Consider the following 15701-nt stretch of genomic DNA (forward strand, 5'->3'; position numbering starts at 1 on the left):
AATCAACTCTTGTGTGCAGCGAAAAAATATACCAAACTGCCAAATAGTAGATTTGTGACAACGACTAATCTCCATCAAACAAATATAGTTGAGTGCTGAATAGGACCCACGTTAAAAAGATGAAGTAGAGTTTTGGGAGATACCCATTAATGACCCTCCGCCTGATACACACGTCTGATTGGCAGATTGGCAAGGTTTTTCGCTTTGTCAGTAACGGAACTATGGGATTACTTCAAGAGGCACGTCTGGCGGCGATAACCCGATTGGGTGAACAGGCGGTAGAGCACGGTGCCTGTCATGTTCTCGTTGCTGGTGATGTTTACGACATGGAGGCATTGTCGCCGCGCTCTCTCAATCAGCCGCTCGAACGCATGCGGAAATTTGAGAAGGTGATGTGGCATCTAATGCCCGGAAACCATGACCCCAACCGTCCGCACGGTCTTTGGGATCAGCTCTTGCGTAGGGGCGTGCCGGACAATGTGATTGTTCACGTTGACTCAGAGCCACGGATTTTCGAAAGCGACGGCTTTGCCGTGCTTCCGGCTCCGCTCCAATATAAGCGCACGCTTCAGGACCCTACGGCGTACATGGATGAGGTAGATGTCCCTGACGGGTTTATCCGCATCGGGCTCGCGCATGGGACGGTCACTGGTTTCGGTTCTGATGACAAGGACGTTCCGAACTACATCAACCCGGACAGGCCGCAATCGGCAGGGCTTGCGTATCTGGCTCTGGGCGATTGGCACGGGCAAAAAAAGATCAACAATAGGGTTTGGTATAGCGGCACACACGAGACTGATGCGTTTGATGTCGATGGCGGCGGACAGGCGCTTCTTGTCGAGATTGAGAATGCTGCTGCCCTCCCAGTCGTTAGCCCGTTAGACACCGGTCATTATCGGTGGAAGACCTACCGCAAGCAGATTAACACCCGCGAGGATATCAACGCCCTTGCCACGACCCTGCGCGGCAGTGGCGATGACTTGAACCGGATTCTGGTACGCCTTTACGTCGAGGGGGCGGTCTCGCTTCAGGATCGGCAATATTTTGAAGAGCAGATAGTAGAGCAGGTCTCTGCTGCCTTCTGTTATCTCAGAGTGGATGATACCCGTCTTTTCCCAAGCCCGAGCGAAGAGGATCTAGATCAGATCGATCGGGGCGGGTTTGTACGAGCCGCCGCCGATGCTCTGAAGCAGAAGTCCGATGATACAAGCGATCCGGATCGCGAGATTGCCGCGCTGGCGCTCCAGAGGCTGTATGTCGAGCACATGAAATTGCAGACGAGGAGCCAATGAAAATTCGCTCCATCGCTGTTAATCAGTTCAAGAAGTTCACGACGCCGATGTGTCTTGATGATATCGGCGACGGATTGAATGTCATTGTTGGCCCCAATGAGATGGGGAAGTCAACGCTGCTTGACGCGCTGCGTGCCTCGCTATTTGAGAAGTACAGCTCGAAGGCGCAACCGATTACGGCACTACAGAATGACCGAAACCAGGCCGCGCCCGTCGTCGAGCTGGCGTTTGAGGTCGATGACGGAATTTATCGGATCAGAAAGCGCTTCGTTAAAAAGCCGTACGCTCATCTGTTCTGTCCGGACGGGCGAAAGCTGGAGGGCGATGAAGCAGAGGACACACTTCGTGACCTTCTCGGGTTCGATGAGCCCGGTAAGTCGGGCGCCAAACCCGAAACCCTGGGCATGTGGAATGTGCTCTGGGTTCAGCAAGGCCAATCCTTCGGCGCGCTCGATCTTCCCGATAGCGCGCGTTCAAACCTCCACAGCGCATTGGAATCGGAAGTCGGTGAGGTTCTGGGGGGCAGGCGCGGCAGAGCCTTACCCGACGCGGTAGACAAGCAGCTCTCCGAGCTTGTCACCTTAACTGGCAGGCCACGAGGTGACTATAAGGAACTGATCGATGGAATTGATTCCCTGCGCGCCGAACTTGAAGGGCTGCGAACCCGCCGAAGCGATCTTTCGACCACCTTGGAGAACCTCGAAGCAGCGCAGGAGACACTCGCCCGCCTTTCGTCGGGAGAACACGATCAGACGGACAAGGAGAACCTCGACGCGGCTCGAACCCGGCATGCCGAACTCGCCAAATTAGAATCTCGTATCGATGCAGCGGTGACCGAAGTTGAGCTGAAAAAGCGAAATCTGGAACAGGCCGAGCAGGTCCTCACTGCGCGCCGCGATCTCAAGAAACAAATCGAAATGGAAAGCGAAGCCGTCGAGGCGGCGAAGAAAAAGCTCGACGAGGTACGCCAAACCGAACAGGACTTGCGAAAGCAGGTCGAAAAGCTTCGTAACGCTACGAAGGATGCAGAGAATGCTGTAACCGAGGCAGACAATGCCGTCTCACAGGCACGCCGCGTTCTCAACGTCGTCCAACGCGACTCTCGAATTCGCGAACTTCAGGGGCGCTACGACAAAGCGCACGCGGCTGAAAAAAAACAACGGGCTGCGCTACAGGGTGCGGCAGCCATTCTCGTAACAGACGAGAATCTCAAAGCGATACGAGATGCAGCCAAGGAACTCGAAACTGCTCGTTCGCGCCTCTCCGCTGCTGCGACACTCGTTACGTTCGATATGGCTTCCGACCCATTGTCCAAAATCGAAGTCAATGATGCTCCGCTTACCGCCGACCAGGCTTCGGTTGAAGCGGTCGAGCCGACGACGATCACTATCCCAGACTACGGGAGTATTACTGTTCAGCCCGCTATCAAGGACCGCGACAAGCTGATCGAACAGCAGCGCGCGGGGAATCAAGCTCTCAAGGCTGCGCTTGAAGACTGCGGCGTCAAGTCGGTCGATGAAGCCGAGAAGGAGCTTACCAAGCGCGAAAAGCTGCTTCGGGATGCCGAACTTGCAAAGCAGGAAGCTGAGCTGCACGCGCCGGCAACAGACGACTACGACGCCGGCGCGGAACCTCTTGCCGACCACATTGCGGGCATGAAGGCAATCCTTGAAAGGGAGCTCAACGATCTTGGGATCGATGCCTTACCGACGGAGAAGGAGGCGGAGCATGCCCTAACTTCTGCTCAGGATGCTGCGCAGGAAGCAAGAGACACGCTCACCGCCGCCCGTGCGAGCCTTGTCGGCCCAGAAGAAGAGATTGGCCGTATCCAGACCGACTTGGGTAGCGTCAGGACGCGATATGAAGACGGGAAGGAACGTCTCGAAAGACTGAAGAACGATCTGACCGAAGCCGAAAAACAGACTTCCGACGACGATCTGGATTCCGCCATATCCGAAGCTCGAAAGGCCCTGGCCGATCAGGAAAATGCGGTCTCCTCGCTTGAAGAACAGCGCGAGGGCGAGACATTGCCACAACTGGAGGCGCGCATCTCAAGGCTGGAAAAGGCGCTCCAGGAGAGGCGTGACAAGCGCACCGATTTGAAAGAGAACATTGCCGGATTCCGGTCACATATTGAAGCCCTTGAGGGAGCCGGTCTCGACGAGGCCATCCAGCAGCAAGAACGCGAGTTAGAACTGGCCGAAGAACAGCTTCGACGCTACGAGCGTGAGGTCGCTATCCTCTCACTCCTTTTAACGACTCTACGTTCTGCCGAAACTGAAGCAAAAGAGCGCTATCTTTCCCCAGTGTTGAAGCGGGTTCGTCCATACCTGCAGCTCCTGTTCCCCGGCGCGGAGATCACCATCGACGAAAACCTACATATCGTCGGTGTTGTTCGGCAAGACGGTTATGAAGAGTCTTTCCAGCACCTTAGTATGGGAACGCAGGAGCAGATCGCCGTCCTCGTGCGTCTCGCCTTTGCAGAGATGCTTGTTGAACAGGGACATCCTGCAACCGTCGTTTTGGATGACGCGCTGGTATTTTCGGATGATCGCAGGATGGACCGCATGTTTGACATTCTGAACATGGTGGGGCAGCAAGTTCAGATTATTGTACTGACGTGTCGTGAGCAGTTGTTTGAAGGCGTCGGAGGTAAACACCTTTCGCTGAAAGCCGTAAACACAGAAGAGCTAGTTTCAGCTTGATCAAAATTCGGAAAATGAGCTGTTCGCAAATTATGACTTAAACCAATCTCGAAAGTTCGTGGTGAAAGCAATGGCAACATTCTCAAGAACGCCCTTTAAAATACTAAGGCGGTCGAAATGAGTACTCCTCCGAACCCAGCCTTCGCGATCAAGGCTACTTACTTGGGACCGATATTCTCCATAGACGGAGAGCTCTCTAAGAATGCTCAAAATCTAGTCTTCGCTCGAAACGGCACCGGTAAATCCTTTCTTTCCCGAGCGTTCCGCTATCTCGATTGGCAGGGGCAAGACAAAGATGTTTCTGAAGCAGCCTTCACTCTAGTTTCAGACGAGTCGCCAGATGCTAAAGGTTCATTTTCGTTCTCGCGTGGAACGAATGTTCTGGGAGCGCTTCAGCTAGAGAAGCCTGGCGACAAAGTCACCGCCAATGTCGCTGACACTATCTTCCACGTCTTCTCTGAAGATTTTGTTCATGAGGAACTAAGGGATCGTCAGTACGAAATTGATGGTGAGATCGAGAATCAGATCGCCGTCGATAGTGCAAACATTGAACTCAAGGACACGCAGGAGGCGTTGCAAAAGGCGCGTGAAGCAGAGCAACAAGCCGGCTCGGCTCTTCGAACGAAACACGATACGGCCAAAATCCAAGACCTCGTAGACAAAGCGGGGATCAATAAGAATCTATCGGAATATAAGCGTCTGAATCTCGAAAGCCTTCTGGAGCGTTTTCCCGACAAGCCCGATGCACCGAAGCAGAGTTTTGCCGGTATTCTCTCTGACTTAGATAGCCTGAGGGCCATTCCAGCAGAGCCTGTCTATCCGGGAACCGTAGACGCCGTTGGAAGCGACGACATCGACTTGGATGCTCTCGAAGCGTCGCTCCAGAAGGTGACATCACCATCCAGCGTATCCGATGAGATCAAAAAGAAGATCGATGCCCATCACAGTTTCTATGAAACTGGCATTCAGCTTGTTCAGGAAGAGCATCGCACCACGTGCCCCTTCTGCGAACAAGGAATCACAGCCCCTGATCCGAAGGCCATCATTGATGCCTATGTCAGCTACTTCGCCGACGAGGAGGAGAAACACAAAAGGGAGCTGAGAGACTACTCCCGCAAGCTCAAACAAAACGAAGCGAGACTCAAAGATATTGAGACACAGCTCACACGGCAGAAGTTGCGCTTCGACGATCTAAAGCACCATGTGCCTTCAAAGAAGGATGTCGAAGTCGCTGATGGTGAGACTGCTCTAAAAGATGCGCGCACCGCAATTTCCGCACTCAAAACGTCGTTAGAACAAAAAACACAGGCACTTGCTTCAGCACATTCGCTGTCTACTGATAATCTCGCCGTTCACATCGCTGCGCTCAAAGGGATTATCGAGGACAACAATACCAAGGTTGCTGAACTCACTAAGGCCGTAGAAAAAGCGGACGATGAGCGCAAGGCGCTACAGCGAAAAGCCTGTACCGTCTTTGAGCAAGAGTTTGCCCTCAATAGCTGGTCCGACATCGAAGCCCTGAGGAACCTCAACAAGGCCACCCAAGCCAAACAGAAGGAACTAAGCGAGCTTGAAAAGGCAGCTCCTTCAACGAATGCGAAAGAGCGCGTAGCGGAGACCTTTGCGCTGCTCCTGAAAGAGTTTTTTGCCGATAAATATGTCTTTGATCGCGAGAACTTCATCCTGAAACGGGGTGATAAGGAAATGGAAAGGGGGCCGCATCGCACACTCAGCGACGGCGAAAAAACAGCCATAGCATTTTGCTATTTTGTGGCCTGTATACACCGCAAGGTCGCATCAGACAGTGACTATAGAAAACTGTTCCTCGTCTTCGACGACCCGGTGACTTCGATGTCCTATGACTTCGTGTTCTCAATCGCTCAAACGCTTAAAAACCTGAGCATTTCAGATCAGGGAGAGGTGTCGATCAACCCAGCCAAAATAGATGGCAATAAAAACAAGAGGCCAAACCTGTTGGTGCTCACACACAGTAGCTATTTCTTCAATATATCGCGGACCAACAGCGTCATTAAAAAGGACGCGACATTCTCAATATACAAAGATGGAATTACGCATAAATTAATTCATTTACACAGCTATGTTGCCCCCTTTGAGCAACAGCTTGAACACGTATATCAAGTTGCGAACGGTGATAACCCCGATCACAGCACTGGGAATGCTATTAGACAAGTATTGGAGGCTGTTGGCCGTTTTTGCAGGCCAGATAAATCGCATGATTTACAGAATTTTATTTCATTTTTGGCAGGAGACGAAGGTTTTAAGATCAAGAGCGTTTTGATCAATTCCTTGAGCCACGGAACCTACTATGACGAAACTCCCTCACCGGAAGACCTAAAGCTCGCTTGTGAAGAGGCAATCGCTGTTGTTGAACATTTCGCCATAGGTCAGATAAACTTGATTAAAACTTAAAAAGCTACACTCACAAACTGATTGCCCTTAAACCATATATATTTTTTTAAGTATGTAAGTTATATTGTCTTCACAGTGATATTCAACTAACCCAACGCTAAAACCCAAACTTCTCAAGTTGAAAACTTCAACCCCATACTTAAATAATTTTCTCACTCAGGAGTATTTTTTTTCAACCAGCATATATGTAGATCAACCGCTAAACTAATATGTGTTATCTATGTATTTTTACTTTTTAAAAGTCTCTCGTCATACTTCTTTAATACTCAAATGGTCATTTGAGATTTTAAGAACAAACCTTCCAAACAGAGAACCTGATTGGAGGTTTCATGGTTAGAAAACTCTCACTCTCTGAATATCCAGATTGGCCGCGCATGATGAGTAAATCCACCGCAGCAGCTTATCTGGATGTTTCCATCGCAACTTTTGAGAAATATGTTCCGGTTGAAAGCCTGCCTTTTGGCTCCCGCGCTCTATATGACAGGGAAGAGCTGGATCAATTCGTATCCGGATTGACTAATCGCGGACCCCTTGATCTGGTAGCCACTTATATGGAGCACTGATCATGGACGTCAAAATCCGCGGAATTAAGGCATACTGGTCAAACGGCACAAAATATTATTACCACCGTAAATCTGGCATTCGAATTAAAGAGAAGTACGGAACTCTTCGCTTTGCGCTCAAAGTAGAAGAACTCAATCACCTTTATGAGCCAGAAAAATTTAGTTCCATACCCGGAACGTGGGGAGAGCTAGTCGAAAGGTATCGTGGAAGTGAAGAGTTCCGTCGCTTGGCACCAAGAACTAAGTCAGACTACCAAAAAATATTCAGTTATCTCAGCAGTACAAGGATGGCACGCCTCGAAAGAATAACTCCTGTCTCCTTGGAAAAACTGAAAAACCATGCGCTAAAGGAAAGAAAAAGAGACTTTGCGAACAAGCTTAGGAGCGTTATGTCTCTCACATTTAACTTCGGCGTTCGAAACGATATTTGCAAAAAGAACCCGGCAGAAAAACTCCGAAAAATTCCCAGAGACAAACACAAGCCTCCTGCAAATAGGCCCTGGACCAATGAAGAAATCACAACGGTTCTTGAAAACGCGCAAACGGCTGAAATAGCAGCTGGGATTGGCCTGAGTGCATATACTGCACTTCGAAGTGGTGACATGTTAAGTCTCAAGTGGAGTGATTACCAGAACGGCTTCATACAATGCCAACAATCCAAAACAGGAGATTTTGTGTGGGTGCCTGTAATCGCGGAGCTCAAAGCGATACTGGATAAAATGGATAGAAAATCGCCATGGATTGTCCTTAACACACGCGGCAAGCCATACACATCTAGCGGTTTTCAAACTCAGTTTCAAAAACTGAAGCGCTCTCTTATTAAACAAGGAAAAATAGGCGAGGGGCTTACCTTTCATGGCCTTCGCGTTACTGTGGCTACGCGATTGGCAGAAGCGGGATGCACAATCAACGAGATCAGAGCCGTCACAGGTCATACCACAAATGACTCCGTTGAAAGGTATGTCAGAACGGTTGATCAAAAGCGGCAGGCTCAGACAGCTATGCAGAAATTGGAACAAAGCAAATACAAAAGTGTCTAAAACACCGTCTAAAGGTGTCTAAAAAAAATGCATGCTCTCGGCTAAGTCATTGATTTTATGGTGCCGCTGGCGTGACTCGAACACGCGACCTACGCATTACGAATGCGGTGCTCTACCAGCTGAGCTACAGCGGCACTTGCGGGTATTTATACTTGTCACGGAAGACCGTGACAAGTAGTTGTAATCAGCCGTAGACCAAGCTTGGCAACCAAGTAATAATCTCTGGAAAATACATACAGAGAGCGAGGCCCAGAAACTGCAATCCCAAAAATGGAAGTGCTGCCTTAAAGATATCGGACATGGGAATAGAGCTTGGTGCAACACCTCTCAGATAAAACAGTGCATATCCAAATGGAGGCGATAGAAAACTCATCTGCATGTTCACCAGATAGAGAACCCCGAACCACAAGACCAGATCGCCCGAACTATCCAAGCCAAAAGCGGCAGCCCCTAGTCCTTTAATAATAGGCACAAAAATTGGAACGCAGAGAAGCAAAATTCCAACCCAGTCCAGAAACATACCCAGAATTATAAGCAGGATTTGCATCAGGATTAAAATGCCCCATGGTCCCAACCCGGTTGCTGCCAGGGATTCCGTTACAAAGGTCTGTCCCCCTTGCAACACATACAGGCCAACAAAGATTGTCGCGCCGAACATGATCCAAATCACCATGGAGGAGGCTTTGAGTGTCGTTATGACCGCTTCTCGCGCTGTTTTCCAATTTAATTGCCGATGAAGAGCCGCGACGATGAAAGCCCCAAATGTTCCGATGCCTGCAGCCTCAACCGGTGTCGCAGCACCTGAAAAGAGGACAGAGAAAACAACCAGGATCAAAATTATGGGTGCAGCCATTTGCCTCAAAAGCAAAAACTTTTCCCTAACACTGATCCGCTCCTCAACAGGGATTGGAGGGCCTTTTGCAGGATCCAGGAACGACATGACCGACACATAAAGGATATAGAACCCGGACAGCATCAAGCCGGGGATTACGGCCCCGATAAACAGCTCTCCAACAGATTGCTCAGCAACTACCGCATAAATAATGGCCAAAATCGAAGGCGGGATCAAAATACCAAGCGTGCCGCCGGCCATAATAGAGCCCATCGCTATCTTGGTATCATAATTTCTAGCCAACATAGCTGGCAGCGCAATAATTCCCATGGTGACAACAGCTGCCCCAATCACGCCAACCATGGCCGCAAGGATTGTAGAGGCAATAATTGTTGCGGACGCAAGGCCACCCTTCAACCCTCCAAGAAGCTTGTAGATAACATCAAACATCTCCTTGATTAGTCCGGCTCTCTCCAGCATGGCAGCCATAAAGATGAACAAGGGGATCGCAGAAAGCTGATAATCCGTCATCAATGGGAAAATACGACTGGGCACTATGTTGAGCGTCTGAGCATCACCCAGAACAAACAAAAAGACACAGGCTAAGCCACCGGTAACAAAGGCAAGAGGTAACCCTGCCGCAAGAAGCAGCAACAAGCTGCCAAACATGATCAGGGTGAGCCAACCAATTTCAATTTCAAGACCCATCAGACAGCTCCCCCACTTGATACATTTTCAGGATTGATCAGGGTTCGGATATCTTTGAGAACCAATGATATGCCTTGCAAAATCAGCAACAAGCTACCCACTATCATCACACATTTAACAGGCCAGTACTGAATGGCCCATTCCGTGAAGGAAACCTCATTTTGACCAATTGCGTCGACTGAGAAGATGTAGCTTGTAACGAGGAGCGTTCCCGCAAAGATAAAGAAGAAAACGGATGTCAACAAATCGACAAAGGCTTTACCCCTCATCGAGAATTTTGCGTAAAAAATATCAACACGAACATGACTTCCAGTCAGCATGGCGTAGGCTCCTGCCACCAGATACTGCATACCAAACATGAGAAACATGCTTTCATGCGCCCAATTGGTCGGACTGTTAAAAACATACCGGACAACGACTTCGTAGTAATAAACGAAAACAGCGATAATCGACCAAAAAGCTACAAATTCACCGGAATAAAGAGAAATACGATCCAGAATTCCTGCTACACCGGTTCCCACGAACCGGCTGTCTTCTTCAACCTGATCACGAACAATCTCTCCTTCCGGATTTTCTGCGAGGTTCCGTTCCGCCTTTTTCATCAGTGACGGAATAAGAAACAGATCCACCAGCAAGAAAACCCCTATCAACGAGACTGCATAAAAGGCAAAATTACTCCAGTTTTCCCGTCTACTTTCAGCTGCCGCTGCCTTATCCTTTAGCCCAGCGACTTCTGATTTGATCTGCCGAATATCTGTCTGGTTATCTTCAATCTTGGCTGTTTCTTTCTCAATACGGCTTTCATAACGTTTGTAGGAACTTGAACCGCTTTCAGCCGTCTCCAACCTTTTTCTGGAGTCTTCAATCCGATCCTGTGATTTGAGAATTGCTTTTTCTTTTCGCTCTATTGTTTTATCGACAACCTCAAGCGACGCTGTAGCATCTGAGTATACCACCCTGGCATCTCGTTCCACGGAAGACGCATAGAGAATAAGAGCAAAAAGGGGCCAAAAAACTAACCCCAACAAGTTTCTCAGATACAAACGATGCAGCCCGAGAAAACCACCTACTAACCAAACAAAATAAGCAGTTCCTAGTGAATATTTATTTGCTGATCCAGACTTGCCTGACCGTCTGGACAGCACCATTGCTATTAATGGGAATATGATAAGCCCTGACCAATACAGCCAATGGGGCAAAACGAAGTCGACGCTTGGCATCTCTCCGTACTCCTACTTTAGATATACAGAAAACTGAAAGGATCCGCCATTCAGCGGACCCTCTCGAATATGTGGATTGGATCAGTATTTTAGACTGTAGTTCTCAATCATTTCCGGTGTGACATAACCCAGAGAACCAGACATCATATAGTCCAACTGAACCTTAAAGACTTTAGCTGCATCTGCATCCTTATTCGCCCAAGCGAACCAACGCTCCACCGCAACTTCAGTCAAGGCCTCGATGTCATCTTGAGAAAGACGTGTGACTTCTGTTCCTTCTTCCTCAAACTTTTTCCAAGCTTCCTGATCAGCTTTCTGAATTTTGGCATGATGTTCAATTGAATATGATTTTACTTCCATTTCAACGAACTGTTTCATAGCAGGACTCAACGCATTCCACGCATCCATTCCAACAGTCAGATCCATAACATCAACAGGCTGGTACACAGACATGAAGCCTGGAGGACCCATTGAAATATATTTCGTAACCTGACCAAACCCGAGAGCATGGTTAATCGCAGGACCAACATAGTCTGCTACGTCAATTGTCCCTTTTTCAAGTGCCGGGAAAATTTCCGAACCGGGAAGAAGTGTAGTTTTAGCTCCAATCGCCTGGAACACTTCTGCAACCATGCCACCTGGCAATCTCATCTTCCGCCCGCGGAAATCATCAATAGATCTGATCGGAACCTTTGAATGAATAATGTTCGGGCCATGGTGGATCGGGCCAACGTAATACATTCCCTGCTTAGCAAAGATATCCCGAGCCATTTGCAGGCCACCAAGCCCATAGAAAAACACATCCCATTCATGAGGGTTTCTAAGACCAAGCGGATATGATGATAAGAACACAGCCGCCGGAATACGTCCTGCCCAGTAAAGAGTAAAAGGGTTCATCGCCTGCAGAACACCGTTCTTAACCGCGTCAAACAACTGAAAATCGCCAACTACGTCTTTCGCGCCAAAGGGAATAAATTCCAGTTCCCCGCCAGACTTTTCCTTAATGGAAGCACACCATTCTTTAAAGATATTGAGACCAATACCTCCTGGCCAAGAGGTTTGAACTTTCCAACTGGTAGTTTCACCGGCTGCTGTGGCAATTGATGGAGCCGCGATCGCAGCGGCACCCGCTGCGGCAGATCCTGCCAATATTTTTCGCCTGCTGAGTTTTTGATCTTTCATCATTTCTTCCCAATTATGGTTTTTGCGCCCCTGTCTCCTATTTTTTTATTTTAGTTTTTTCTTATTTTTTTAAGCCTACATCAGCTCATCAAAAATTTGAAATTTCAAATGACCAGAATGGAAGATTTTCCATATTATGGAATGCAATAAACTAAAAAAAAGCCCCTCTCCGAAAGGAGAGAAGCTTTTAAATTCAATAATTTAGATTAAATTGGCTTAAGAACTTACAGGCAATTCAGTTACCACCTCTGCTTCAATCAGATCCGGAGTACCGCCCCGCTCCAGAGATCGCCAAACATAACCATCAAATTTATGGCAGGTAGGACAGGTTGGCTGCCAACTCGCCTCCTGACGGCCACATCCATTACAATGCCAGGCAGGATCCGGTTTTGCTTCCACACTTTTCTGAATCCATTTTCTAGCCGCCGCCGCATCAGCGTTTGCCCGCTCCTCAAGATCTGCAAGAAGTCTGTACACTTCGGCCGTCGGATCTGTATCCACCAATTTTATAAGATAAGCTCTAGCCTCTCCCCATTCTCTCGCAGCAAGAGCCGCTTTGGCTAACGCTAAAAGGCTATCCCGATGGCCCGGGTTCACGTGATCAAACAAACGCTTCGCCCTGGCAAGCCAGTCGCCTTCACTCTCCACAGGAACTAGCTTCTGAATAGCGTCCACCACCTCTGGGTGAGGGCATTCTGTCCAAATTGCAGAAATCAGTTTTTCACGCTTGCGATCCTCACTTGCGAGCTGAATAGTTTTTACAGCTGCTGGGACAAATGTTTTATCCGCATTTCGCGATTGCTGAAGATATTGGCGGGCTATATCAATCTTACCAGCTTGAACCTGTTCCAATGCCAATTCATAGGTAAGTATTGCCCGCATTCTCTGAAATTCAGAAGTTCGAGACGCTTTACCTTTAAAGTGACTATCCAGCGCCTGGAGAGCGTCTTCGTATTTTTTCAACTGAATATTCAGAAGCAACAAATCCTGGGTTACCCATTCAGTACCTGGTTTTAAACGATCGGCCCGTTTCACCAAATCCAGTGCTTTAGGTAAATCATTATTTCGCTTAGCCTGAGAAATTAACCCACGAAGTCCGAGTAGCTCTGTTTCAGGCTGCTCAGTCATCCTGCTGTAGTAAACTTCGGTTGCTCTTTCATCCTTATTCAACTCAGCGGCCTGGGCAGCCAAAAGCAAGGTGAGAGGTTCTCCTTTAAGGTGTTTCTCAGCATCAATAGCTGCTCGCCGTGCTGCATCCGGATTTCCAGAAGCAATTGCAACCATTCCATGGCTGATAGCGTCCATTCCCTTGCTTCGCTTTCGGCTAGCAAATAGTCCACCTATCCGTCCGGGACTTGACCGAATCCATCGATAAACCAAAATCAGAAGGGATATAACAAGCGCTAAAACTGCGGCAAGCCCAACAAGGACCACCATGCTTGTTTCAACTACATAGTTCCCCCATCGCAAATTGACAGCACCTGGATTGTCTGCAAGCCAGACCCCAGCAGCAGACAAAATGGCAATGACGATGAATAAGTAAACAGCTCTAATCATCTGTACCCCTAGTTCTCATTGCCTGTTTTATCGAGTGCCGCAGTGGATGCCTTACTAATCAAGTCGCCAAGACTTTTATCAACCAGAAGCCTTGCTTCCGCCCCTTTGAGCCATGACGCCATCACCTTTGCTGGCTCACCTTGGAGCCCTTTTACAACATTAACCGCTGTAGCTAGGTCACCATCAAACAGAGCCATTTCCGCTTTAGTGACTTGAAAATCAACACTATCAGCCTCTGCTCCATCGACACGGCGGAACTTCACAAGAGATGCAAGATTATGGAGAGTTTTTCCATACCAAGTTTCACTCTCGGGCAGTCGCGATGCCTGAACAGCGTCGGTTGCGAGAGAGCCAAACCCCTCTGTCAAATCACGGTAGGTTGGCGCTCCTGTCTTCGCAACATCAGAAAGAAGAGCCAAATCTGGCTGTAGTTTAGCTGGCAGCACAGCCATGGCTTGTTGCCAGGCGCCGTCGAAAGGCTGAGCTGTTTGGCTTTTCCGCTGAAGCTGCCCAAGTGCCAAGAGTGACAACGCATCACCACTATTTACTTCACTGGACCGCGATTCTTTCACTGTTTCTTCCAGCGCGGCAGATAGTGTTTCCAGTTGTGACTTCTGCGAAGCCAAATCCGTAATCGATGCCGCCTGTTCTTCTTTTAGAGATCGAATCTGTCCTGTAAGATTTTCAAGTGCACTTCTGAGTGCCGTAAGTTCGGCGACCGCCGCAGCATTCGCTGGTACCTCTCCTTCAGTCTCTCCACCAGAACCCATCAATGATATGGACGCAACATTCTCTTGTACCCCTTTAACAGCCACATCCAACTCCTGAAGCCGCATTTCCAAGGTATCCAAACGATCTTCCAAACCTTCAGGTGCATTTGAGGTTTGGGACTTCAAGCTATTGACTTCATCTTTTAAGAGAGGAATCTCTGCAAGGGCTGCCGTCACATTCTCTGGCACCACAACCTCAGTCGTTTTTGGCAAGGCTGCTATTTTTTGATCCAACTCTGACAATCGCTGCGCCAGAACCTTTTCAAGCTCATTGGAGCTACCTTGCCCACTCAGAATTGCGCGGGTTTCTTCTGGCAGATACTTGGAGACAGAAGGATAAAGAAGTGGCCAAGCTGCCATCCCGAGGCAAAATACAAAAAATAGTCCAACGAGAGTCCAAAGAACCCGAGAGCCACCTGATTTCTTTTCTGAAACTGGTGTAGTTGCTGATCCCTTGGGTGAACTGGGTGATCCGTTTGTAACTTTAGAAGATGAACCCGAGCTTGAAGTGGATTTTGCAGCATCGCTTGGTGGTACCGCAGTTTTTGAAGCTGATTTTGAATCTACGGATGACTTTTCAGTATCTTTTTTTACCTGCGGGTCTTTATCCCCGGTATTTGACTTCTCTGACACGGTGTGCTCCCTGGTCCCCTTCTGCTCAGCTTCTCTTTGCTGGGCGCTTTGACCAATCTTCTCATTGATCAGGTTCAGTAATGACTTTTCTTTCGGCTGACTAGCAACATGAATTCCATGGAACCCAAGTCCGTCCAATCTATTGGCAACATTTTCGCTCAAACACCAGGCATCCATATGTGCCAACTGTGATTGAAGACCAGCCGACTGTACCAACTCACAGAATACTTCCGCTGTATAAGGGGAGAATAACAAGACTCCCTGTAATTTACCATGCCTGAATGCATCCAAGGCTTCGCTTGTAAAGCCTTCTACCTTTGCAGCATCATAAAGGATCTCACGGCGGTAAAAATAACCCGCTTTTTCCAAAACACCCTGTAAATCACCTGCTAAGCGCTTCCCGCCAACATGCAACAAAACACCTTGAGTGGGATCTACAGAATTCTGGATTAATTTTGCAAGATCGTCGATATTTCCATCAGCTGACTTAACAGTTTCAAATCCACCCAGAATAGCCGCTTCAGCAGTCTTGTTGCCGACGCAATATATAGGCAGAGATCGGTTTTGAATCAAAGGCAGTAGATTGTCTAACCCGTTGATACTGGTAACGATCAACGCCTGAACCCCTTTCAGATCAAGTGATTTCCGATCCACTGGTCTGATTTCAAGAAGCGGGGACGAAACGACAGTATGGCCCTCAGCTTCCAACTTGGCTGTCAGGGATTTTGAAACAGATATTGGTCGGGTGATCAGGAATTGCATGTCTAAT

At 48.5% G+C, this 15701-nt stretch carries 10 protein-coding genes and 1 tRNA gene; 5 read left to right on the forward strand and 6 right to left on the reverse strand.

What is annotated here, in order from left to right; translation table 11 throughout:
* The first annotated feature begins 149 nt into the window (after positions 1 to 149).
* From HH301_RS02395 to HH301_RS02415, 5 genes are all read left to right on the forward strand, one after another.
* Positions 150 to 1292 (forward strand): metallophosphoesterase family protein, encoded by a 1143-nt coding sequence (locus tag HH301_RS02395; RefSeq protein WP_169566478.1) that lies wholly within the window; start codon positions 150 to 152, stop codon positions 1290 to 1292.
* Positions 1289 to 3997 carry an AAA family ATPase gene (locus HH301_RS02400; RefSeq protein WP_169566479.1) on the forward strand — a complete coding sequence of 903 codons (2709 nt, stop codon included), beginning with the start codon at positions 1289 to 1291 and terminating at the stop codon, positions 3995 to 3997. The genes HH301_RS02395 and HH301_RS02400 overlap by 4 nt, the downstream gene beginning before the upstream one ends.
* Positions 3998 to 4114: 117 nt before the next feature.
* A complete protein-coding gene (locus tag HH301_RS02405) occupies positions 4115 to 6427 on the forward strand; it encodes an AAA family ATPase (RefSeq protein ID WP_169566480.1) in 2313 nt (770 codons plus the stop codon).
* Positions 6428 to 6756: 329 nt separating this feature from the next.
* Positions 6757 to 6990, forward strand: a complete 234-nt coding sequence (locus HH301_RS02410; RefSeq protein WP_025897218.1) for a hypothetical protein — start codon at positions 6757 to 6759, stop codon at positions 6988 to 6990.
* A 2-nt stretch (positions 6991 to 6992) separates the two neighbouring features.
* Positions 6993 to 8030 (forward strand): tyrosine-type recombinase/integrase, encoded by a 1038-nt coding sequence (locus HH301_RS02415; protein WP_169566481.1) that lies wholly within the window; start codon positions 6993 to 6995, stop codon positions 8028 to 8030.
* A 58-nt stretch (positions 8031 to 8088) separates the two neighbouring features.
* Here the strand turns inward: HH301_RS02415 and HH301_RS02420 are convergent.
* The 6 genes from HH301_RS02420 to HH301_RS02445 all read right to left on the reverse strand — a co-directional run bounded on the left by HH301_RS02420 (position 8089) and on the right by HH301_RS02445 (position 15694).
* Positions 8089 to 8164 (reverse strand) — tRNA-Thr (locus tag HH301_RS02420).
* A gap of 50 nt (positions 8165 to 8214) precedes the next feature.
* A complete protein-coding gene (locus tag HH301_RS02425; RefSeq protein ID WP_169566482.1) occupies positions 8215 to 9570 on the reverse strand; it encodes a TRAP transporter large permease in 1356 nt (451 codons plus the stop codon).
* Positions 9570 to 10526, reverse strand: a complete 957-nt coding sequence (locus tag HH301_RS17830) for a TRAP transporter small permease subunit (protein ID WP_169566483.1) — start codon at positions 10524 to 10526, stop codon at positions 9570 to 9572. The genes HH301_RS02425 and HH301_RS17830 overlap by 1 nt, the downstream gene beginning before the upstream one ends.
* 345 nt (positions 10527 to 10871) lie before the next feature.
* Positions 10872 to 11972 (reverse strand): TRAP transporter substrate-binding protein DctP, encoded by a 1101-nt coding sequence (gene dctP / locus HH301_RS02435; RefSeq protein WP_169566484.1) that lies wholly within the window; start codon positions 11970 to 11972, stop codon positions 10872 to 10874.
* Positions 11973 to 12188: 216 nt separating this feature from the next.
* Complete coding sequence (locus tag HH301_RS02440) at positions 12189 to 13529, reverse strand: heme biosynthesis protein HemY (protein WP_169566485.1); 1341 nt, start codon at positions 13527 to 13529, stop codon at positions 12189 to 12191.
* 8 nt (positions 13530 to 13537) lie between these two features.
* A complete protein-coding gene (locus tag HH301_RS02445; protein ID WP_169566486.1) occupies positions 13538 to 15694 on the reverse strand; it encodes a uroporphyrinogen-III synthase in 2157 nt (718 codons plus the stop codon).
* Positions 15695 to 15701 lie beyond the last annotated feature (7 nt).

It is taken from the genome of Sneathiella limimaris, assembly GCF_012932565.1.
In the GTDB taxonomy this organism is placed as follows: domain Bacteria; phylum Pseudomonadota; class Alphaproteobacteria; order Sneathiellales; family Sneathiellaceae; genus Sneathiella; species Sneathiella limimaris.

Excerpts from the sequence above, each read along its gene's own strand:
- HH301_RS02405 (WP_169566480.1), top strand. The coding sequence starts at position 4,115 with ATGAGTACTCCTCCGAACCCAGCCTTCGCGATCAAGGCTACTTACTTG.
- HH301_RS02395 (WP_169566478.1), top strand. The coding sequence starts at position 150 with ATGACCCTCCGCCTGATACACACGTCTGATTGGCAGATTGGCAAGGTT.
- HH301_RS02425 (WP_169566482.1), bottom strand. The coding sequence starts at position 9,570 with ATGGGTCTTGAAATTGAAATTGGTTGGCTCACCCTGATCATGTTTGGC.
- HH301_RS02410 (WP_025897218.1), top strand. The coding sequence starts at position 6,757 with ATGGTTAGAAAACTCTCACTCTCTGAATATCCAGATTGGCCGCGCATG.
- dctP (WP_169566484.1), bottom strand. The coding sequence starts at position 11,972 with ATGAAAGATCAAAAACTCAGCAGGCGAAAAATATTGGCAGGATCTGCC.
- HH301_RS02400 (WP_169566479.1), top strand. The coding sequence starts at position 1,289 with ATGAAAATTCGCTCCATCGCTGTTAATCAGTTCAAGAAGTTCACGACG.
- HH301_RS02415 (WP_169566481.1), top strand. The coding sequence starts at position 6,993 with ATGGACGTCAAAATCCGCGGAATTAAGGCATACTGGTCAAACGGCACA.
- HH301_RS02440 (WP_169566485.1), bottom strand. The coding sequence starts at position 13,529 with ATGATTAGAGCTGTTTACTTATTCATCGTCATTGCCATTTTGTCTGCT.
- HH301_RS02445 (WP_169566486.1), bottom strand. The coding sequence starts at position 15,694 with ATGCAATTCCTGATCACCCGACCAATATCTGTTTCAAAATCCCTGACA.